The organism is Umezawaea sp. (assembly GCF_057122925.1).
This window is the reverse complement of record NZ_DBNGPQ010000004.1, coordinates 1-20,536: the sequence shown is the minus strand read 5'-3', so window position 1 is coordinate 20,536 and position 20,536 is coordinate 1. Positions and strand designations below refer to the sequence as shown.

The 20,536-nt window shown below is 72.9% G+C and carries 17 protein-coding genes; 10 read left to right on the top strand and 7 right to left on the bottom strand.

Going from position 1 to position 20,536, the window contains the following annotated elements:
- From AC156L_RS00370 to AC156L_RS00360, 3 genes are all read right to left on the bottom strand, one after another.
- Positions 1-855: hypothetical protein (locus AC156L_RS00370; protein WP_330883041.1), on the bottom strand; the 855-nt coding region annotated here is incomplete at its 3' end.
- Positions 856-1,010: 155 nt separating this feature from the next.
- Entirely contained in the window at positions 1,011-1,733 is a 723-nt protein-coding gene (locus AC156L_RS00365) for a M14 family zinc carboxypeptidase (RefSeq protein ID WP_330883043.1), read from the bottom strand.
- Between the two features lie 123 nt (positions 1,734-1,856).
- Positions 1,857-2,030 carry a CsbD family protein gene (locus AC156L_RS00360; RefSeq protein ID WP_330883045.1) on the bottom strand — a complete coding sequence of 58 codons (174 nt, stop codon included), beginning with the start codon at positions 2,028-2,030 and terminating at the stop codon, positions 1,857-1,859.
- 74 nt (positions 2,031-2,104) lie between these two features.
- Here AC156L_RS00360 and AC156L_RS00355 point away from each other — a divergent pair, with 74 nt between their 5' ends.
- The 5 genes from AC156L_RS00355 (at position 2,105) to AC156L_RS00335 (ending at position 5,844) form a co-directional block, all read left to right on the top strand.
- Complete coding sequence (locus AC156L_RS00355) at positions 2,105-3,601, top strand: FAD-dependent oxidoreductase (protein ID WP_330883047.1); 1,497 nt, start codon at positions 2,105-2,107, stop codon at positions 3,599-3,601.
- Positions 3,598-3,768 carry a hypothetical protein gene (locus AC156L_RS00350; protein ID WP_330883049.1) on the top strand — a complete coding sequence of 57 codons (171 nt, stop codon included), beginning with the start codon at positions 3,598-3,600 and terminating at the stop codon, positions 3,766-3,768. The genes AC156L_RS00355 and AC156L_RS00350 overlap by 4 nt, the downstream gene beginning before the upstream one ends.
- Before the next feature lie 46 nt (positions 3,769-3,814).
- On the top strand, positions 3,815-4,243 hold the full coding sequence (locus AC156L_RS00345) for a hypothetical protein (RefSeq protein ID WP_330883051.1): 429 nt from the start codon (positions 3,815-3,817) through the stop codon (positions 4,241-4,243).
- A 24-nt stretch (positions 4,244-4,267) separates the two neighbouring features.
- Positions 4,268-4,720, top strand: coding sequence for an SRPBCC family protein (locus AC156L_RS00340; protein WP_330883053.1), 453 nt, complete (start codon positions 4,268-4,270; stop codon positions 4,718-4,720).
- A 158-nt stretch (positions 4,721-4,878) separates the two neighbouring features.
- A complete protein-coding gene (locus tag AC156L_RS00335) occupies positions 4,879-5,844 on the top strand; it encodes a sensor histidine kinase (RefSeq protein ID WP_330883055.1) in 966 nt (321 codons plus the stop codon).
- A 5-nt stretch (positions 5,845-5,849) separates the two neighbouring features.
- Here the strand turns inward: AC156L_RS00335 and AC156L_RS00330 are convergent, their stop codons facing one another.
- A complete protein-coding gene (locus tag AC156L_RS00330; protein WP_330883057.1) occupies positions 5,850-6,350 on the bottom strand; it encodes a pyridoxamine 5'-phosphate oxidase family protein in 501 nt (166 codons plus the stop codon).
- A 252-nt stretch (positions 6,351-6,602) separates the two neighbouring features.
- Here AC156L_RS00330 and AC156L_RS00325 point away from each other — a divergent pair, with 252 nt between their 5' ends.
- Together AC156L_RS00325 and AC156L_RS00320 are read left to right on the top strand one after the other, a co-directional pair.
- Complete coding sequence (locus tag AC156L_RS00325) at positions 6,603-7,958, top strand: serine hydrolase domain-containing protein (protein WP_330883059.1); 1,356 nt, start codon at positions 6,603-6,605, stop codon at positions 7,956-7,958.
- Between the two features lie 603 nt (positions 7,959-8,561).
- On the top strand, positions 8,562-14,042 hold the full coding sequence (locus AC156L_RS00320; RefSeq protein WP_330883061.1) for an ATP-binding protein: 5,481 nt from the start codon (positions 8,562-8,564) through the stop codon (positions 14,040-14,042).
- 51 nt (positions 14,043-14,093) lie between these two features.
- On the opposite strand, the gene AC156L_RS00315 is transcribed toward AC156L_RS00320, so the two are convergent.
- Together AC156L_RS00315 and AC156L_RS00310 are read right to left on the bottom strand one after the other, a co-directional pair.
- Positions 14,094-15,428 carry a DUF6297 family protein gene (locus AC156L_RS00315; RefSeq protein ID WP_330883063.1) on the bottom strand — a complete coding sequence of 445 codons (1,335 nt, stop codon included), beginning with the start codon at positions 15,426-15,428 and terminating at the stop codon, positions 14,094-14,096.
- Positions 15,425-16,030 (bottom strand): ABC transporter ATP-binding protein, encoded by a 606-nt coding sequence (locus tag AC156L_RS00310; protein WP_330883065.1) that lies wholly within the window; start codon positions 16,028-16,030, stop codon positions 15,425-15,427. Before AC156L_RS00310 ends, AC156L_RS00315 begins: the two co-directional genes overlap by 4 nt.
- Before the next feature lie 1,055 nt (positions 16,031-17,085).
- Between AC156L_RS00310 and AC156L_RS00305 the strand changes: the two genes are divergently transcribed.
- The 3 genes from AC156L_RS00305 to AC156L_RS00295 all read left to right on the top strand — a co-directional run bounded on the left by AC156L_RS00305 (position 17,086) and on the right by AC156L_RS00295 (position 19,100).
- Positions 17,086-18,030 (top strand): hypothetical protein, encoded by a 945-nt coding sequence (locus tag AC156L_RS00305; RefSeq protein ID WP_330883067.1) that lies wholly within the window; start codon positions 17,086-17,088, stop codon positions 18,028-18,030.
- An 87-nt stretch (positions 18,031-18,117) separates the two neighbouring features.
- A complete protein-coding gene (locus AC156L_RS00300; protein WP_330883070.1) occupies positions 18,118-18,300 on the top strand; it encodes a hypothetical protein in 183 nt (60 codons plus the stop codon).
- Positions 18,301-18,371: 71 nt separating this feature from the next.
- Positions 18,372-19,100 (top strand): Crp/Fnr family transcriptional regulator, encoded by a 729-nt coding sequence (locus AC156L_RS00295; RefSeq protein ID WP_330883072.1) that lies wholly within the window; start codon positions 18,372-18,374, stop codon positions 19,098-19,100.
- Positions 19,101-19,140: 40 nt separating this feature from the next.
- Here AC156L_RS00295 and htpG read toward each other — a convergent pair.
- Positions 19,141-20,536: molecular chaperone HtpG (gene htpG, locus AC156L_RS00290; protein ID WP_484406503.1), on the bottom strand; the 1,396-nt coding region annotated here is incomplete at its 5' end.

Genomic DNA, 20,536 nt, shown 5'->3' with positions numbered 1-20,536 from the left:
GCTGCCCTCGGCGAGGTCGTCGACGTCGCGGTGGAACGCCCCGTCGACCCGCCACAGCGCCGCGGGCGGGGTGTCGACGGGGAACCGCGCGACGAGCCGGAAGTGGTCGCAGCCGCGCTCCGGCCAGAACACGTAGAGGGGGCGCATCGGCTGGCCCCTCGGCACCCGCACCTCCAGCGAGTACTGGTGCGCGTCGCCCGCCTGGAGGGGGCGGGGCAGGCGCAGGCGCAGCAGGAACCGCCGCGGCGCCGGTTTCTCCGACGAGATCAGCTCGACCCCGTGCAGGACCTGCACGTCCAGGTCGGGCACGCCGTCGGCGGCCTTGGGCAGGGTGATGGACCAGGTGACCTCGTCCACGCCGTCGCGGTCGGCGCGGATCGTGCGGCGCTCGGTGCACGTGGGCGTCTCGCCGTCCAGCCGCAGCAGGGCGTCGAACTCGACCAGGCGCCAGCCGCTGTCCGGGTCGGGCGCCTCGGCCGGGACGACCCGCTCCGCGGCGGCCTCGACGAGCCGGGTCAGGCCCGCGTCGATGCGGCGGCGGATGGTGCGGGGGCCGCGGTCCTGGAGCTTGGCGAGGAAGTCGACGCGGTCGGACAGGAACCGCGACTGCGCGCCCTCGTGCAGCCCGAGGGGTGCGAGCACGGCGAGCCGCAGTTCGGCCGGGAACTGGTCGGTGATGCCGGTGACCCAGCGACCCAGCTTGACGCGGACCGACTCCGGGCCGTCGGCCGCCACGATGCCGCACACCTCGCGCAGCGCGGGCCCGACCTGCCGGTCGATTCCGGGCGCCTGCACTCCCTGGCCACGGCACAGCGCTCGCAACTCGGTCATCAGCGACGTGGACGGGGCGGTCATCGGACCTCCGGGCGAAGAGCGTGCGAAATCATGATTCACCTGTGGCCTGCGGCGAGAACGATATCCCTCGTGTCGTCGTGATCGGACGTCCCGATTGTGCCATCGAGTCGCCGATGGCCATTGTTACGACGCGCACTCCGGGGCACCTCCAATCGTTACCGGTCGATTCCACGCCGTGTGTACTTCGCCGGTGAACGGGAGCGCCCGCGGTGCGAGGGGCCAACCGGCCCAGCGTTCGGCGCGCTCCGCGAGGTCGACCTCGGGCTCGTGGCGCACCACCGCGCCGCCGGGTGCGCGACCCGGCGGTCGCGGCGCTCGTCCGGCACGGTGCCCGCGCGGGAGAGCTGGAACCCGTCCGGGTTGACCACCGGCACCACGACGATCCGCACCCGGCCCAGCGGGGCGGTGATCCGCGGGTCGCGCCCGTCCCGCTGGACGGGGTCCGTGGCGAACTCCACCACCACCCACTCGCCCGCGTGGTGCGCGCCCGCGACCAGCAGCACGGGTTTGCCGTCGGACGCGGTCACGTCGTGGGTGATCCCCACGCCGACCGCGTCCAGGCCAGCCGTCGTCCGGTGCGGCGGCTCGGCCCGCTCCACGACGTCCGGGCGCGCGTCCGCCAGCTCCGCGACCTCGGCGCTGGTGCGGTACCCCGTCCGCCCGCTCGACAGCCTCGACGCCCCCGCGGGGCGTGCCTGAGCCGGTCGAGGGCCTGCGCCGCGGCCGACGCGGCGGGGCAGGGCCGGGTGGGGGCCACCGGTGCCGCGGGCGTGCGGGCGCTCGCGGCCACCGCGACGGTGGCCGGCCAGGGTGCGGTCCGCGGGTGCGCACGCATCCACCGGGTGCCGCTCACCGGTGTTCGCCACCAGGGCGGGCACGGCCGAGGAGAGCCCCCTGTCCTTCCCCGAACGGGTGAACCGGCCGGTTTCGCCGCGGTGGCGGCCGGACAGGCCGAAGGCCCGCGCTCCCTGCGGGCGCGGGCCTTCTGGTCGGAGGCGGGATCAGTCCTTGAAGACGTCCTTGATCTTCTCGCCCGCCTGCTTGAGGTTGCCCTTGGCCTGGTCACCGTGACCCTCGGCCTCCAGCTCCTCGTCGTCGGTGGCACGGCCCACGGTCTCCTTGGCCTTGCCCTTGAGCTCGTCGGTCTTGGCGTCGATCTTGTCGTCAGTACCCATGCCGGCGGGGTGCCCCGTGCCCCCGGCGCCAAACACCAGGAGTCGCCGCGGCCGATCGCGGGTACCCGCGCCCCGTGGACACCACTTCGGCACAGCACTCCCTCTGGCTCCGGTCGACCTCCGCCCCCGAGCGGCCGACCCTGCGCGGTGAGCACGTCTGCGACGTGGCCGTGGTGGGAGGCGGCATCGCGGGGCTGACGACCGCCCTGCTGCTCAAGCGCCAGGGGCTCTCGGTCGCGGTGGTCGAGGCGGACCGGATCGGCTCGGGGGCGTCCGGCAACAACACCGCCAAGGTGACGGCCCTCCAGTCCACCGTGTACTCGACGATCACGTCCCGGCACGGCGCGGAGACGGCCAAGGCGTACGCCGACGCCAGCCAGGCCGGGGTGTCGCTGCTGACCCGGCTGGTGCGCGAGGAGGGCATCGACTGCGGGCTGCGGCACGCGCCCGCGTTCACCTACGCCTACTCCCCGGACGAGGTCGAGGCCGTCGAGGCCGAGCTGGCCGCCACGCGCGCCGCGGGCCTGCCGGTCTCGGCCGACGACCGGCTGGACGTGCCGTTCGACGTGCACGCGGCCGTGCGGCTGGACGACCAGGTCGCACTGCACCCGCTGCGCTACCTGCTCGGCCTCGCCGACGCGGTGGACGGCGACGGCTCGGTGGTGTTCGAGCACAGCCGCGTCGAGCGGCTGCACGACGGAGCCCCGTGCCGCGTGCACACCGCCGAGGGCACGGTGTCGGCCGGGCGGGTCGTGGTCGCCACCCACTACCCGGTCTTCGACCGCGGCCTCTACTTCGCCCGCCTGGAGACGACCCGCTCCTACTGCGTCGCGGCGTCGCTGGCGTCCGGCGAGCCGCCCACCGGGCTCGCGATCAGCGCGGGCTCCCCGTCCTGGTCGCTCAGCTCCTACGACGGGCTGCTGATCGTGTGCGGTCAGGGGCACGCGACGGGCGACCCGGCCGGGGCGCCGTACGAGGAGCTGGAGGCGTTCGCCCGCGAGCACTGGGACGTCGAGCGGATCACCCACCGGTGGTCGGCCCAGGACCCCACGTCCTACGACCACCTGCCGATGATCGGTCCCTACCTGCCCGGCTCGGACCGGCTGCTGGTGGCGACCGGGTTCATGAAGTGGGGCCTGGCCACGGCCACGTTCGCCGCCACGATCCTGGCGGACGCCGTGGCGGGCACCCCCAACCCGTGGGCCGCGGTGTTCACCCCGCACCGGGTGTCGCTCACGTCGCTGCCCGACCTGCTGAAGATGAACGCCTCCACCGGGCTCGACCTGGTGGGCGCGCGGATCACGCCCGCCGACGCGACCAGCAGCGAGGACCTGCCCCCTGGGCAGGCCCACGTGGTGCGCGACGGGCTCGGCAAGACGGGCGTCTACCGCGACCGGGCCGGGCGGCTGCACGGCGTCTCCCTGCGGTGCACGCACCTCGGGTGCCTGGTGGCGTTCAACGCCGCCGAGACGACCTGGGACTGCCCGTGCCACGGCTCGCGGTTCGACGTGGACGGCGCGGTGCTCGAAGGCCCGGCCACCCAGCCCCTGCCGCGCCGCGAGCCGAAGTGACCCGACTCCCGAGACCGGTGCCCGACCCCGCGACCGCGCGGGCACCGGCCGACGAGCGCCGTGCGCGCGACCTCCTGCGCGCCCTGCGGCTGATGGGCCCGAACGGGGAGGGGTTCGACGCCTTCCTGCACGGGTTCCGCGAGCGGGCGCCGCACCCGGAAGGGTGACGGCCGCGGGTGGTTGGCGCCGCCGGGCCGTGGGTAACTGGCGGACATGGGCGAACAGGTGGAGGGCCGCAGGCCCGCGGGCGTCGACGACGCGACCGTCGAGGCCGTCGGCGCGCTGACCGAGGCGCTGGAGACGGCGGAACGGGCGCGCGGTCGCCTGTTCGACTTCCACCAGCTCTCCGGCAGCGCCGACGCGAAGGCGGGCCGCGCGGCGGACCTGCTGCGCGAGGCCGGTCACGCCGCGCTCGCCGACGAGCTGGAACGCGACCTGATCGGGCGCAACGTGGTGCCGGGCAGGTGGACGTTCCAGCTGGTCGAGGAGTACGACGACGGCTACCGCGCGGCGTTCCTGGCCTGGGAGCGGCGGGTGCGCGACGAGCTCGTGGGCGGCGCCAGGCACGTCTTCGAGGCAGAGTTGAAGCAGCGCAACACCACGGCGGGAGCACCGGGCCAGCGGCTCGACCCGTCCCCCTGACACGCGAACACCGAGGAGCACGAAGTGGTCAACGTCGAGCGCAGGTTCACCGTCGGCAGGCCGGTCGAGGTGGTCGTGGAGTACCTCAAGGACTTCGCCAACGCCGAGCAGTGGGACCCCGGCACGGTCACCTGCGTCCGGACCGACCCCGGTCCCGTCCAGGTGGGGTCGCGGTGGCACAACACGTCCGAGTTCAAGGGCAAGGAGACCGAGCTGGACTACCGGCTGGAGCGGCTGGAGCCGAACCGGCTGACGTTCGTGGGGAAGAACAAGACCGCGACCTCCACCGACGACCTCACGCTGACGCCCTCGGGCTCCGGCACCGAGATCACCTACCACGCGCACATCGTGTTCCACGGCCTCGCGAAGGTGGCCGACCCGTTCCTGAAGTCGGAGTTCGAGATGCTCGGGGACGCGGTCGTGCTGTCGATGACCGAGGCGATCGAGGGACTCCCCACCAGGCAGGGGCCTTCCTAGCGCGCGTCCGGGTATGGTGCGCTGGTGCGCCCCGCACCCGTCGCGCTCCGCCATCGGCGTAGAGCCGGGCTGGAGCGGGGCGCGGTGGACTGGTGACAGCCGACCACCGCGGGCTCCCTGCCCCGCGGCACGTCGTCGGTGCGGAAGGGGAGGCGCTAGTGAGATCCGGGGCCGCCCGCGGGCACGAGGGCTACTTCCACGAGGCGGCCTTCTACTCCTCCGACGAGGAGTTCCTGGCGCTGGTGGCGCCGTTCGTGCTCGACGGCGTCGCGGCGGGTGAGCCGACGCTGATCGCGTGCGGCACCACGAACGAGAAGCTCCTGCGCGAGGCCCTCGGCGATGCCGACGGCGGGATCACCTACGTGCCCGCCGACGACCAGTACTCCCGCCCCACCAGCGCGATCAAGCGGTACCGCGAGGTCTTCGAGGACCTCGCCGCGGGCGGCGCGCGCCAGATCCGGGTGATCGGCGACGTCCCGCACCCCGGCGTCGGCGTCCCGTGGGACTCGTGGGCGCGCTACGAGGCCGTGGTCAACGAGGCGTTCGCCGAGTTCCCGCTGTGGGGCCTGTGCCCGTACGACACCCGCACCACCCCGGCCCCGGTGCTCGCCGACGTCACCCGGACGCACCCCCGCGTGCTCACGGCGGCCGGCGACCACCGGGTGAACGTCCGGTTCGAGGCGCCGTCGGCCTTCCTCACCGGCAGGCCCCCGCCGCCGCCGGACGCGCTGGAGTCGAACCCGCCCGCGCTGGTGCTGCTCGACCCCGAGCCGGTGGACGTGCGCCGCGCCGTGCGCGCGGCCACCTCGCGCACCACGCTCACCGAGGACCAGTCCGACGACCTGGTGTTCGCCGCCAGCGAGGCCGTGACGAACAGCCTCAGCCACGGCCGTCCCCCGGTCCGGTTCCGGCTGTGGGCCGACCGCGACCACGTCGTCCTGACGGTCACCGACCAGGGGCCGGGCCCGCACGACCCGACGGTCGGCCTGCTGCCCACGACGAAGACCGCCACGGCGGGGCTCGGGCTGTGGCTGACCTACCAGACGTGCAGCTACGTGACGCTGGCCCGCGACGACGAGGGGTTCACCGTCCGCGTCGTCGCGGGCCCACCGCGGGTGTTCTGACCAGGTCACAGGTCCACGGTCGCGTGGTCCCCGCCGTCGTAGCGCTCCCCGCTGACCTTCGACTTCACGAAGCTCAGCGCCGACGCGATCCGGCCGCCGGGGGTGTCCCAGTACTCGGCCGACATCGCCGTCACCTTGACCAGCACGACGTTGGGGTCGTCGGGACCCTGCGGCAGCCACGCCTCGACCCAGCCGTTCCACAGCTCGCGGGCCTTCGCCCGGTCGTCCACGAGCTCGGCGGTGCCGAAGATCGAGATCCAGGTGTCCTTCGAGGTCAGCGTGACCGACACCTCGGGGATGGCGACGATGTGGGCGACCTTGCGCGAGTCGCGCTCGGCGAAGAACCACAGGTCGCCGTCGAACTCGACCTCCTGCTGAGCCATCGGTCGGCTGATGAGCCTGCCGACCTCGTCGATCGTGGTCAGCATCCCGACGCGGATGCCCGAGGCCAGTTCGGCCAGCTTTCGGACCTCGTCGGCGGGTGATGCGGCGGTTGCTCCGGTCATGCGGTCTCCTCCTGGTAGCGGATCGGTCACCCCGTGGGTTCCCGTTCCCGGAGATCGACACGCCTGGGCCGCGTCCTCCTTCGGTGGAGCGAACCGGTTCGCCGGTCGGGGCGAGGTGCCCGTGTCCTCCACCACGCCGTCGCCCCGGCTCGGCGGCCAACCGGGTGAGACGTCCTGAAGACCGCATTTGCCCGACCCGATCACCGGCTTCGCCGGCACCCTGGGAGGTGGTCATCCGGACAGGGGGAAGCGATGGCACTCGACCACGCGCGGTGGCAGGCCGAGCTCGACGGGCTGGCTCGCGAGCACGGGGTACCGGGGGCCGTGCTCGCGGTGCTGGCCGACGGGGAGGTCCACGAGTTCGCGACCGGTGTGCTGCACCGGGGCACCGGGGTGGCGACGACGGTGGACTCGCTGTTCCAGATCGGGTCCATCAGCAAGGTCTACACGGCGACGCTGGTGCTCCAGCTCGTCGAGGAGGGGCGGCTGGACCTGGACGCGGCCGTGGTGTCGGTGCTGCCGGAGTTCGCGGTGGCCGACGCCGAGGCGACGAAGTCGGTGACGGTGCGGCAGCTGCTGAACCACACCAGCGGGATCGACGGCGACTTCTTCCACGACACCGGCCGGGGCGACGACTGCGTGGCGCGGTACGTGGAGGCGTGCGCCGGGCTGCGGCAGAACCACGCGCCGGGTGCGACGATGTCCTACTGCAACAGCGGGTTCACGATCCTCGGCCGGGTCGTCGAGGTCGTCACCGGGCAGGTGTGGGACACCGCGCTGCGCGAGCGGGTCGTCGAGCCGCTGGGCCTGGCGCACACCGTGACGCTGCCGGAGGAGGTGCTGCGGTTCCGCGCCGCGATGGGGCACACCGGCGAGCCGGGGACCGAGCCGGTGCCCGCCCCGGTGTGGAGCCTGCCGCGCTCGATCGGGCCGGCGGGCGGGATCGTCGCGAGCGCCGCCGACGTCGTCCGGTTCGCCCGCCCGCACCTGGACGGCGGCCTCGCGCCGGACGGCACGCGGCTGCTGACCGCCGGGTCCGTCGCGGCGATGACGACCCCCGAGGTCGAGGTGCCCAACCCCTGGCGCGGTCCCAGCCACTGGGGGCTCGGGTGGGAGCTGTTCGACCGGCCGGGCGGACCGGTGTTCGGCCACAGCGGCGCGACGATCGGGCAGTACGCCCACCTGGACGTGGTGCCCGGCGCGGGGGTCGCCGTCGCCCTGCTCACCAACGGCGGCGAGGCGGGCCTGCTGCACGGGGCGCTCGTCGGTGAGCTGCTGGCCGACCTCGGGGGCGTGGGGGTGGCGCGCTTCGCGCCGCCGTCTGCCCCTCCCGAGGTCGACCTCACCCGGCACCTGGGCACCTACCGCAGCGAGGGCCTCGACTTCGAGCTGACCGACCGCGACGGCGTGCTGCGCATGAGGTACCGGTGGCTCGGCGAGACGGCCGACCTCCTCCCGTCGAGGGACCTCGACTTCGTGCCGGTGACCGACACCCTGTTCGCCGGCCGCGCCCACGAGCACGAGGAGTGGCTGCCGCTGGTGTTCTACCCGGTCGGCGACACCGCGTACCTGCACTTCTTCCTGCGGGCGGTGCCGAAGACCGGGTGAGCGCGCGACCCGCCCCCGCCCCGCGCGACGCCCGCGCCAGGCGGGTCGTCGACGACGGGTCCCGGCCCGAGGGGCGCTGCGGGCGGTGGAGGCCGCTGCTGGTCCGCGCCGGAACGCCGGACTGCTGGAACCCTGCGCCGGTGCCGGTCGGACCCGTGCTCCCGATCGCCCGCCTGCCGCGCCGACCCGATCGCCTCCCGGTCCGCGGCGCGCACGCCCGCCGCGTCGGCGGACCGCCGCACCGGTCGCGAGGTGGTTCGGAAACCCGCAGGCAGGGGCCGCGGGTCGCACCACCCCTGCTGGCCTTTGTCGCTATCGCACAAACCGGGAGGTCCGGGGCGCACCCCGGTGAGCAGCACCCACCCCACCGCCGCGGACGTGTGGCGGGAGCGCGGCCGAGATCACACCACGCGTGGTGTAGGGGTTCCCGAAGGGGCGTGCTAGGGGTTGTCGGCGGCCCGTCTTTTGGCAGATCCTTACAACGCAGGGCACCTGACACGCGTTGCGATCGCCATACCTTGTACCAGTAGGCAGTCGAGAGTGTTGACTCCGTTGCGACGGCGACGGCCGTCGGCGTTCGCCGTCTTTCGAAAGGCCCGATCAGTGTTCAGTCGTGTTGCCATCGTCAACCGTGGGGAAGCCGCGATGCGGCTCATCCACGCCGTTCGGGACCTGTCCGCGGAGTTGGGGACACGGATCGAGACCGTGGCCCTCTACACCGACTCCGACCGGACGGCCACCTTCGTTCGGGAGGCCGACCTCGCCTACGACCTGGGCCTGGCGGCCGACCGCCCCTACCTCGACTACGCGGTCCTCAAGCGCGCGCTGGTCGAGACCGGTGCCGACGCGGCCTGGGTGGGCTGGGGCTTCGTCGCCGAGCACCCGGAGTTCGCGGAGCTGTGCGCCGAGATCGGCGTGACCTTCGTCGGCCCGAGCGGCGCGGCCATGCGCAAGCTCGGCGACAAGATCGGCTCGAAGCTGATCGCCGAGCAGGTCGGCGTGCCCGTGGCGCCGTGGAGCGGCGGTCCGGTCGACTCGCTCGACGACGCCCTCAAGGCGGCCCAGGACATCGGCTACCCGCTGATGCTCAAGGCGACCGCCGGCGGCGGTGGCCGCGGCATCCGCATGGTGTCCTCCGAGGAGGAGCTGACCCAGGCCTACGACCTCACGCGCCAGGAGGCCGCCCGCGCCTTCGGCAGCGGCGTCGTGTTCCTGGAGCGCCTGGTCACGGGCGCGCGCCACGTCGAGGTGCAGGTGATCGCCGACGGACAGGGCACCGCCTGGGCGCTGGGCGTGCGCGACTGCTCCGTGCAGCGGCGCAACCAGAAGATCATCGAGGAGTCCGCGTCCCCGGTCCTCGCCGCCGACCAGGTCGCCGACCTCAAGGCCTCCGCCGAACGGCTCGTGCTCGCCGTGGACTACCAGGGCGCGGGCACGGTCGAGTTCCTCTACCACCCCGGTGAGCGCCTGTTCGCGTTCCTGGAGGTCAACACCCGTCTCCAGGTCGAGCACCCGATCACCGAGATCACCACCGGTGTCGACCTGGTCAAGGCCCAGCTGCACGTCGCCGCGGGCGGCAAGCTGGAGGGGCCCGCCCCCGCCGAGTGGGGTCACGCCGTGGAGGCCCGGCTCAACGCCGAGGACCCCGACCGCGACTTCGCGCCGTCGCCCGGCAGGATCGTCCGCCTCTCGCTGCCCAGCGGTCCCGGCATCCGGGTCGACACCGGGTTCAGCGAGGGCGACACCATCCCCGGTGACTTCGACTCGATGATCGCCAAGATCATCGCCCACGGTCGCGACCGCACCGAGGCGCTGGCCCGGCTGCGCCGCGCCATGACCGAGACGACGGTCATCATCGCGGGCGGCGTGACGAACAAGGGCTTCGTCCGCGACCTGCTCGACGAGCCCGCCGTGATCGACGGCTCCGCCGACACCGGCTGGATCGACCGCGTCCGCTCGCAGGGCGGCCTGGTGACGCACAAGAACTCCGCGGTCGCGCTGATCGCCGCCGCCATCGAGGCCTACGAGGACGAGGAGGCCGTGACGCGGCAGCGCCTGCTGACCACCGCGCACGGCGGCCGTCCCCAGGCCCAGCACGAGACCGGCCGCGCGCTGGAGCTGAAGCTCCGCGACGTCGGCTACCGCGTCCAGGTGTCCCGCGTCGCCGCGCACAGCTTCCGCGTCGGCGTCTCCGCGGGCGGCCCCGAGCACACCGCCGACGTGGACGTGGAGCGCTTCGACCGCCACTCCGGCCAGCTCATCGTCAACGGCGTCCGCTTCCGGGTGGTGACCGGCACGCACGGTCCCGTCCACCAGGTCGAGGTCGACGGCGTCACCCACCGCATCAGCCGCGACGAGGGCGGCGTCCTGCGCTCGCCCGTGCCCGCCCTGGTCGTGGCCACGCCGCTGGCCGTCGGCGACGAGGTCGAGGCGGGCGCGCCGCTGCTGGTGCTGGAGAGCATGAAGATGGAGACGGTGCTGCGCGCGCCGTTCCACGGCAGGCTGCGCGAGCTGGCGGTCCAGGTCGGCAGCCAGGTCGAGTCGGGTGCCCGCCTGCTCCGCCTGGAGCCGGTCGGCGACGGCGACGAGGCCGCCTCGCCCGCCGCGGTCCCGGCCGACGCGCTGGAACTGCCCGCCGAGCCGCTCGACACCCCCGCCGAGACGAGGGTCGCCCGCGGCCTCCAGGGCCTGCGGAGCCTGCTGCTCGGCTTCGACGTCGACCCGGTCGACGCGGGCCGCCTGCTCAACGACTACCTCGCGGCCCGCAAGGACCTCACCAGCGCGGGCCAGCGCGCGCTCGTCGGGGAGAGCGCCCTCGTGCAGCTCTTCGCCGACCTGTGCGAGCTGAGCCGCAACCGGCCCGTCGGCGAGGAGCGCAAGCCCGACTCCTCGGTGCACAGCCCGCGCGAGTACTTCCACACCTACCTCCAGAGCCTCGACGCCGACCGGGCGGGCCTGTCGGAGAGCTTCCGCCAGCGCCTGACCCACGTGCTGTCGCACTACGGCGTCGACGGCCTCGACCGCACGCCGGAGCTGGAGGACGCGGTCTTCCGCATCTTCCTGGCCCAGGAGCGCTCCTCGTCCGACGTCGCGGTGATGACCACGCTGCTGCGCCAGTGGCTCGCCGAGGGCCCGCCGCCCGAGGCGGACCGCGTCACCGTCGGCCTCGCGCTGGAGCACCTGGTCGCCGCGACGCAGGTCCGCTTCCCGGCCGTGGCCGACCTGGCCCGCGGCGTCGTGTTCGGCTGGTTCGCCCAGCCGCTGCTGCGCCGCACCCGCGCCAAGGTCTACGCGGGCGTCCGCAAGCACCTGCGCCACCTCGACCTGCACCCGGACGCGGCGGACCGCGCCGAGCGGGTGTCCGCCATGGTCGCCAGCGCCGAGCCGCTGGTCCGCCTGGTGGGCCAGCGCATCGGCCGCGAGGGCGCGGACCCGACGGCGCTGCTGGAGGTCCTGACCCGCCGGTACTACGGCAACCGCGCGCTGAGCGACGTCCGGGTGACCTCGGTCGACGGCTGCACGTTCGTCGTCGCCGAGAACCGCACCCAGGCCGGTGACGGCCGCGTGGTCGCCACGGCCGTCGACTTCCCCGCGCTGCCCGAGGCCGTGCGCGCCGTCAGCGGGTTCGCCCAGGACGGCGACGTGGTGGCCGACCTCTACCTGACGTGGGACGACGGCCCCTCGGACACCGACGCGATGGCCGCGAAGCTCGGGGAGGTGCTCGCCGCCCAGCAGCCGTCGGAGCGCGTCGACCGCATCACCACGACCGTCGCGGGCAACAGCGGTGCCGTGATGCACCACCACTTCACGTTCCGCCCGTCGCCGGAGGGCTTCACCGAGGAGCGCCTGCTCCGCGGCCTGCACCCGCGCATCGCCGAGCGGATGCAGCTCGAACGGCTGCGCGCGTTCGACCTCACCCGGCTCGCGTCGCCGGACGAGGAGGTCTACCTCTTCCGCGCCACGGCCAAGCAGAACCCGTCCGACGAGCGCCTCGTGGTCCTGGGCCAGGTCCGCGACCTGACCCCGCTGCGCGACGACGAGGGCAGGCTCGTGGCGCTGCCCGCCGCCGAGGACATCCTCGCGACGTGCCTCGACGCGATCCGCAGGGCGAAGAAGCCGGGCGCCAAGAAGTCCGCGACCAACCGCATCGTCATCTACGTGTGGCCGCCGACCGACCTCAGCCCCGAGGAGCTGAACGTCGTCGCCCGGCGCGTCATGCCGACGACCGCGGGGGCCGACCTCGAAGAGGTGCTGTTCCTGGGCCGCCGCCGCGACGCCGCGACCGGTGAGCTGGTCGACATCGCCGTCCGCATCGGCTACGACGTCGGCTCCGGCGTCCGGCTGTCCGTGGTGCTGCCGCCGACCGAGCCGATCGAGCCCCTGGACGACTACCGCCAGGAGGTGCTGCGCGCCCACAGCCGCGGCACCGTGTACCCCTACGAGCTGACCGGGATGCTCGCCGGGTCGTTCGGCACGTTCCAGGAGTACGACCTGGACGCCGGGTCGGGCAAGCTCGTCCCCACCGACCGCCCGCGCGGCGGCAACACCGCGGCGCTCGTCGCCGGTGTCGTCACCACGCCGACCCCGCGCCACCCGGAGGGCATGGCCCGCGTCGTGCTGCTGGGCGACCCGACGAAGGCGCTCGGCGCGCTGTCCGAGCCGGAGTGCGCCCGCGTCATCGCCGCGCTCGACCTGGCCGAGGAGCTGAGGATCCCGCTGGAGTGGTTCGCGCTCTCGGCGGGTGCCCGCATCTCGATGGACTCGGGCACCGAGAACATGGACTGGGTGGCGGCGGCGCTCAAGCGGATCGTGAACTTCACCCAGGACGGCGGCGAGATCAACATCGTCGTCGCGGGCATCAACGTCGGCGCCCAGCCGTACTGGAACGCCGAAGCCACGATGCTCATGCACACCAAGGGCATCCTGGTCATGACGCCCGACTCCGCGATGGTCCTCACCGGCAAGCAGTCGCTGGACTTCTCCGGCGGCGTCTCGGCCGAGGACAACCACGGCATCGGCGGCTACGACCGCATCATGGGCCCGAACGGCCAGGCCCAGTACTGGGCGCCCGACCTGCGCTCGGCGCGGGAAGTGCTGATGTCGCACTACGACCACAGCTACGTCGCGCCCGGCGAGTCCGGTCCCCGGTCGACCACCACGACCGACCCGGTCGACCGCGACGTGTCGCCGTTCCCGCACGCCGTGCCGGACAGCGAGTTCACCACCGTCGGGCAGATCTTCTCCTCGGAGTTCAACCCCGACCGCAAGAAGCCGTTCGACATCCGCACGGTGATGCGCGCGCTGTCCGACCAGGACCACCCGGTGCTGGAGCGGTGGGCGGGCATGGCCGACGCCGAGACGGCGGCCGTGCAGGACGTCCACCTCGGCGGCCGTCCGGTGTGCCTGCTGGGCATCGAGTCCCGCTCCGTGCCCCGTCGCGGCTTCCCGCCCACCGACGGCCCGGACACCTACACCGCGGGCACGCTGTTCCCGCGGTCGTCGAAGAAGGCGGCGCGGGCCATCAACGCGGCCAGCGGCAACCGGCCCCTCGTGGTGCTGGCGAACCTGTCCGGCTTCGACGGCTCGCCCGAGTCGATGCGCAAGCTCCAGCTGGAGTACGGCGCGGAGATCGGTCGCGCGGTGGTGAACTTCCAGGGCCCCATCGTGTTCTGCGTGATCTCGCGGTACCACGGCGGCGCGTTCGTGGTGTTCTCCAAGGCGCTGAACCCGAACATGACCGTGCTCGCGGTCGAGGGCTCGTTCGCCTCGGTGATCGGCGGCGCTCCCGCCGCGGCCGTGGTGTTCGCCCGCGACGTGGACAAGCGGACCGGCAACGACCCGCGCGTGCGGGAGGCCGAGGCGCTCGTCGCCGCGTCCTCCGGCGGCGAGAAGGCGTCGCTGACCGCCGAGCTGGCCGACATCCGCCAGGCCGTGCGGTCGGAGAAGCTGTCCGAGGTCGCCACCGAGTTCGACCGGGTGCACAGCGTCCAGCGCGCGGTGGACGTCGGCTCGGTGGACGCCATCATCAGCTGCGCCGAGCTGCGGCCGAAGATCATCGCGGCCATCGAGGGCAAGCTCGGGTAGGTCGTTCCAGGTGAACGGGCCGGGTCCTCCGCGGACCCGGCCCGTTCGTCGTCACAGCGACAGGTGGACGGCGGCCACGAGCAGCAGCAGGCCGGGGCCGCGGAACAGCCGGGCGAGCAGCCCGATCGGCACGGTGCCCATCGGCGTGTCCAGGATCGGGGAGTCGTACCGCATCGGTGGCGCGGTGGCGGCGCGGTGGACGGCGACCACGGCCCCCGCGACGGACAGCGCCAGGTGCGGCACCGCCACGACCGGCGTGGCGAGGGTCCACAGCAGGGCCGCGGTGGCGGGCAGGACGAGGTGCGTCAGCCGCAGCTCGGCGTTCGAGCCGCCCAGCGCGCGCCGCAGCGCCGCCGATCCGCTGACCAGCCGCAGACCCCTGGCGAAGCGGTCGGCCACCAGGAACAGGCACCCGAGCTGGACCACCGCCACCCCGTCCGGGGCCGTGAGGTGCGCGGCCAGGTAGGGCACGGGCAGCAGGCCGAGGAAGACCAGCACTCCCAGGGGGTCGCGGGCGTGGCGGAGCAGGTCGGCGCGGAGCAGGGCCCGGCGACGGCCGCCCGCGAACCGGACCGACCGGACCGCGCCCCGCGCCCGCGCCCGCCGCTGGACGAGCGTGCCCGTCAGCAGACCGGGGTCGAGGAACGTGGTGGCGGTCGCCGTGACCGCGGCGATCTCGGCGCCGTCGGAGAGCGCGCTCCGCGTCATCGCGGCCAGCGCCCGGTGGGCGTGCCACGCCGCCGCCGTCGCGAGCACGAGCACCGCGCCCGCCACGGGCGCCACCGGCGCGGGCGACGGCCAGGGGAGGTCCGGCACGGCCGCCAGCACGGCGGTGAACACGGCCAGCCCCGCGACGACCGCGGCGATCCCGCGGCGCGCCCACGTGGTCTGGCGCCTGCTCGCCTGCGCCTCCACCAGCACGGCGGCCACGAACACGCCGGCAGGCGCCCCCACCGCCGCGGAGGGGAGCGAGACCGCGCCGCCCACCACCGCCCCGACGGCCGCCGCCGCGGCCAGCAGGGCGGCGAACCTGGGCACCAGGAGCTGTCGGCGGTCCACGGGTGAGCTGAACAGCCACGTCCGCGCCGCGGGCGAGACCAGCACCGGCCCCACCGCGATGGCCGCGCGGCACAGGAGCGCGACCGCCAGCAGCGCGCCGACCAGGACGGTCCACCGGACGAGCCCCGGCGCCCGCGCCGTCGAGTCCACCCCGGAGTTCGCCGCCGAGACGAGCACGCCGCCGACGATGACGACGTAGAGGGCGTGGCCGTAGAGGTCCGCGAGGCGTGCGGTCAGCGGGCGCGGGTCGGCCCGGTAGCGGCGGAGCCGCCGCCGCAGGTCGGTGGCCGGGGTCGTGCGCCGGGCCGTGGTGCTCCGGTCGGTCATGCGCCCAGGTCGACGTGCCGGTCGGCCACGGCGTGCCGCAACTCGACGTCGTGCGTGGCCAGCAGGACCGCCGTGCCGGACGCCTTCTCGGCGGTCAGCCGCTCGGCCAGCCACGCCCGCCCCGCCGCGTCCAGGCGCTGCTCCGGCTCGTCCAGCACCAGCAGCCGCCGCGGCCGGACCAGGCAGGACGCGAGGGCCAGCCGCCGCCGCTGCCCGCTGGACAGCGTCGAGGGCACCTGGTCGACGACCCCGTCCAACCCCAGTTCCACCAGCACCTCGTCCACCCCGCCACCGCCGTGCGCGTGGGCGAGCAGGTCGAGGTGCTCCACGACCGACAGGTCGGGGAAGAAGTCGACGTCGTCCAACACCGCCGCCACGGCCGCCCGCACGGCCGGATCGGACTCCCGCACCTCCACGCCGTCGAGCCTGACGCTGCCCGAGTCGGCCTCGGCCGACCCCACGACGCAGTGCAGCAACGTCGACTTCCCCGCACCGTTCGGCCCCACCACCGCCGCGGCCTCACCGGGCCGCACCGCGAACGAGACGTCGCGCAGGACGGTCAGGTCTCCGTAGGCCTTGGTCAGGCCGCGCACGTCGAGCACGGGGCCACGGTAGAGGACGGGACGCACGGATCCGGCGTCGGCCCGCGGATCCATTTCCGCGAAAGTGCGGCGTGTTCGGGTGGACATTCGCGGAACCGCACGGGACGGGTGCCGCTCGATTACCGACTCGCCGCCGCGCGGGGGAGCGATCGCGCGAATTCCGAGACCTTCGAGTTTTTGGGACAATTGGTTAACCGACGCGGTCCGGAAAGCGGGGTCGGAACAGCGGTACGGGTGTGCCAAAGGGGCAGCCGCACCGCTGGGGGAGCGCTCCCATTGTCGGGTGCGGGTATTGGCCACAGGTCCGATCGTGGTCAAAATCTGAATAGTGACACAGATCACCGTGACGAACTGGGCGCACTGGCGATCGGGCCTTCGGAAGTGCTCGAACCCGGAAACCGGGTGGTGGAGCGGCCGCAGCGGGTCGCTGTTGGCGCAGTGACCCGCTACGGCACCCGAGCTGCCCACGTCACCGGACGAAGCCACGGGATGTGCCCCCGCCCTTCGTCTCGACGAAGAGGGGAACCGGTGGTCACGGTAGACCAGAGCTCCGGCGACTACCACCCCTGCCCAGCCCCGTCCAGCCCTGTCCGATCAGGCAAAACACCGACCTCTTTGGACGGATCGTCCATCGCGTGCCACGTGGCGGAGGTGAGTCCGGAATTCGTCCAGTCTGCTGGAACGGTGCAGATCCCCCACTCTGCGTATAACCGATCGAGTGAATGCGCCGGGCGGTCTCAAGTTCGGCCCGCCCGGTTTGCGCAACGCTGTTGCTTTTAGTGGTGCGGCGTCGCGACCGTCGATGCGGAGGGAGGTTCAGGCTAGTATTCGGCGGCGAGGTCGAGTTCGACGAACAGCCGTGGGTTGGCGCCCGTGGTAACGGATGTTCGCCCGGACCGGCCCTTCGCCGAAGAAATACCCACGTCACCGAAGAACGGCCGAGAAAGAAGCGAGATGAACGCCCCCGCCCGTCGGGTGTGTTCGCGGTACCCCCGCGACGCCCGACCTCTCCTCCGCGCGACCGACGGTCGCTCCACACCCCTCACCGCCTAGCGATGCCCGGACCGACCCCGCGGAGCCGCGGTGAGGTGTTCTACCGGCTGCACGAGCGCGTGCTCGCCGCGTGGCGGTCGTGCGGCCACCCGTCCATCAAGTGGATGGCGTCGCGAACGGGGCTCCCCGTCAGCGCGTTCCCGGACCTGACCCTCGGCCACCGCCTCACCTGGCGCGGTGCCGAGGCGGTGCTCCGGGCCTGCATGGTCGACGGTCGGGAGATCGAGGAGTGGCGCCGGGTGGTCATCGCGGCCAACTCGACGTCACCCACGGGTCACCGGCAGGTCGACCCACCCCGCGCGACCGCCCAGCGGACGCGCGGCCGCCACCGCGCCTCGACCGTCGACGGTCGAGGCGCGCCTCGACGAGAAGGACCCATCACGATGTCGCAGCTGAGCGGCACTGACGACGAGCGGGCACCGCTCGGCAGGGCGCGTGCGGCCACGACGGAGCTGGAGTACGTCGTGGCGCTGGACGAGCTCCGGCTCGCCGTCGGCCGGTCGTTCAAGCAGATCTCCGAGACGGCGGGCGCGGACCGCCTGCCGAGGTCGACCGCCCACTACATGTGCCGCAAGAAGACCCTGCCCGTCCGCAAGGAGCAGGTGGTCCTGTTCGTCACGGGCTGCGGTGAACCCGCGGACCAGGCCGAGCTGTGGGCCGCGGAGTGGGAACGGCTGGTCGTCGCGACGAAGGCGGCGAGGACCGATCCCGGCGAGACCACCGTGGTGGTCGAGCCGGTCGTCGTACCCGAAGCGCCCTCGGCGGACGAGCCGGACGCCGACGCCGCGCCGCCGGTCCGGAGAGGACCGCGGCACCGGACGGTGGGGCTCGGGCTCGTCCTCGCGGGGCAGTGGAAGGACCTCGCCCGCGTGGGAAGGCCACTGCTCGTCCTCCTGCTGCTGACGCAGCTGCTCTTCACGGTCGCGGCGGTCCACGTCCTGGGCTAGCCGCCCCACCGATCCCCCTCCTCCCAGCGTCGTGACCGCCGAGCGGGCACGCGGCGCTGCACGACACCCGATTCCGGAGAGAACAGCATGACGAACTCCACGCCGCCCTTCACCCAGCGCCTCGCCCTGCTGCTGGTCGCGGCGGTCCTGTGCGCCCTGGTCACGGGCTCGGTCGCCTTCCTCGCGTTCGGCAACCCCTGGGTCGCCGTCCTGGCCGGGCTCACCGCGCTGGGCGGCTCGTTCGCCTTCCTGCACGCCCACGTCCGCTAGGACGACGACGCCGTTCACCACCCCCGTTCGCGGTCGCGGACGGGTTCCACGAGAGCAGGAACGAAAGAGCCATGGGCACGAGCGGTATCCACGCGCACACCGGTGCGCCGTGGCCGAGTGACGTCTTCCTGTCACTGCTCGACAGGCCGCTGCACGACGAGCTGTGGAAGATCGGCCGACGCCGCGCGCACCGGGCGGGTGACCGGATCGCGGCGCAGTGGGCACAGCCCGACTCGGTCACCGTCGTGCTGTCCGGGTACGTGAAGACCGTGCGCGAGGCACGAGCGGGCAGCAGGCCGATGATGGTCGCCTTCGCCGGGCCGGGCGAACTGCTGGGCGCGGAAGCCCACTGGGCCAGCACGCCGAGGCACGCGAGCCACGTCTCCTCGAAGGACGGTGACGCGCTGGTCGTCGGGAGGGACGAGTTCAGGGCGTTCCTGGAGAGCACCGCGGCCCTCAGGGCCCTGACGGGCACGTTCGCGCGGCGGACGATCCTGCGGGACGCGACGTTGGCCTTCGCCAACCACAAGGTGTCCATCCGGCTCCTCGCCTTCCTGGCGAGGATGGAAGCCCTGTACGGCGAGCGGACCGACAGGGGTGTCCTGCTGGACCTCGGGTTGAGCTGCGACGACGTCAGCTCCGCCATCGGGGCGTCCGCGCCGGCGGTCACGAAGGCGTTGAAGGAGCTGAAGGACGACGGCGTGCTGGTCATCCACCGCAAGAAGGTGGTGATCAGCAAGAACCTCAGGGGTGTCCTCGACCAGGCCTGTGCGGCGGAGGCCGAGGCGGACGAGGACTGACCGTGGTGGGGTGCCGGGGAGCCTGCACCCCACCACGCGGTCAGAGCGAGTGCTGGAGGCGCTGCGCCATCAGCTTGATGAAGCGCGACGGGTCCGCCAGTTCGCCGCCCTCGGCCAGCAGGGCCATGCCGTACAGGAGTTCCGCGGTCTCCGCGACGGCCTCGTCCTCCGGACGGGCCTCGTGCGCCGTGCGCAGGCCCGTGACGAGCGGGTGGGTCGGGTTCAGCTCCAGGATGCGCTTCTGCTTCGGCACCTCCTGGCCCATGGCGCGGTACATCTTCTCCAGCGTCGGCGTGATGTCGTAGGAGTCGCCGACGATGCAGGCGGGGGACGTGGTCAGGCGCGACGACAGCCGCACCTCCTTCACGTTCTCCGACAGCGTGGTCGTCATCCACGTCATCAGGTCGGCGAAGTCCTTCTTCGCCTCGGCGTTCCTGTCCTCGTCCTCGGAGTCCAGGTCGACCTCGCCCTTGGCGATGGACTGGAACTGCTTGCCGTCGAAGCCGGAGACCGCGTCGACCCACATCTCGTCGATCGGGTCGGTGAGCACGAGGACCTCGAAGCCCTTGGCCTGGAAGGCCTCCATGTGCGGCGAGTTCTCGATGAGGGAACGCGACTCGCCGGTCAGGTAGTAGACGACCTCCTGACCCTCCTTCATCCGCGCCACGTAGTCCTTCAGCGTGGTGGGCGCGTCGGCGTCGTGGGTCGACGCGAAGGACGCGATCTCCAGGATCGAGTCGCGGTTGTCGACGTCGTCCAGGAGCCCCTCCTTGACGGCCGCGCCGAACTCGCCCCAGAACTTCGCGTAGTTCTCGGGGTTCTCCACCATCATCGTCTTGACCGTCTGGAGGACCTTCTTCACCAGGCGGCGGCGGATCATCCGGATCTGCCGGTCCTGCTGGAGGATCTCGCGCGAGACGTTGAGCGACAGGTCCTGCGCGTCGACGACACCCTTGACGAAGCGCAGGTACTGCGGGACGAGCGCCGCGCAGTCGTCCATGATGAACACGCGCTTGACGTACAGCTGGACGCCGCGCTTGCCGTCCCGGCTGAAGAGGTCGAAGGGCGCGCGGGACGGGACGAACAGCAGGGCCTCGTACTCGAACGTGCCCTCGCCCTTCATGTGGATCGTCTCGAGCGGATCCGTCCAGTCGTGGCTGACGTGCTTGTAGAACTCGTGGTACTCCTCGGCGCTGACCTCGCTGCGCGGCCGGGCCCACAGCGCCTTCATCGAGTTGAGCGGCTTCTCCTCGCCGGCCATCCTGATCGGCCACGCGATGAAGTCCGAGTACCGCTTGACGACCTCGCGGATCTTCCAGTCCGCGGTGTAGTCGAAAAGGTTGTCCTCGCTGTCCTCCGGCTTGAGGTGCAGCGTGACCGACGTACCCTGTGGCGCGTCGTCGAGCGAATCGATCTCGTAGGTGCCCTCGCCGGTC

Coding starts and splice junctions, on each gene's coding strand:
- AC156L_RS00360 (WP_330883045.1), bottom strand. CDS start 2,030: ATGGGTACTGACGACAAGATCGACGCCAAGACCGACGAGCTCAAGGGC.
- AC156L_RS00345 (WP_330883051.1), top strand. CDS start 3,815: ATGGGCGAACAGGTGGAGGGCCGCAGGCCCGCGGGCGTCGACGACGCG.
- AC156L_RS00330 (WP_330883057.1), bottom strand. CDS start 6,350: ATGACCGGAGCAACCGCCGCATCACCCGCCGACGAGGTCCGAAAGCTG.
- AC156L_RS00325 (WP_330883059.1), top strand. CDS start 6,603: ATGGCACTCGACCACGCGCGGTGGCAGGCCGAGCTCGACGGGCTGGCT.
- AC156L_RS00315 (WP_330883063.1), bottom strand. CDS start 15,428: ATGACCGACCGGAGCACCACGGCCCGGCGCACGACCCCGGCCACCGAC.
- AC156L_RS00305 (WP_330883067.1), top strand. CDS start 17,086: ATGCCCGGACCGACCCCGCGGAGCCGCGGTGAGGTGTTCTACCGGCTG.
- AC156L_RS00300 (WP_330883070.1), top strand. CDS start 18,118: ATGACGAACTCCACGCCGCCCTTCACCCAGCGCCTCGCCCTGCTGCTG.
- AC156L_RS00295 (WP_330883072.1), top strand. CDS start 18,372: ATGGGCACGAGCGGTATCCACGCGCACACCGGTGCGCCGTGGCCGAGT.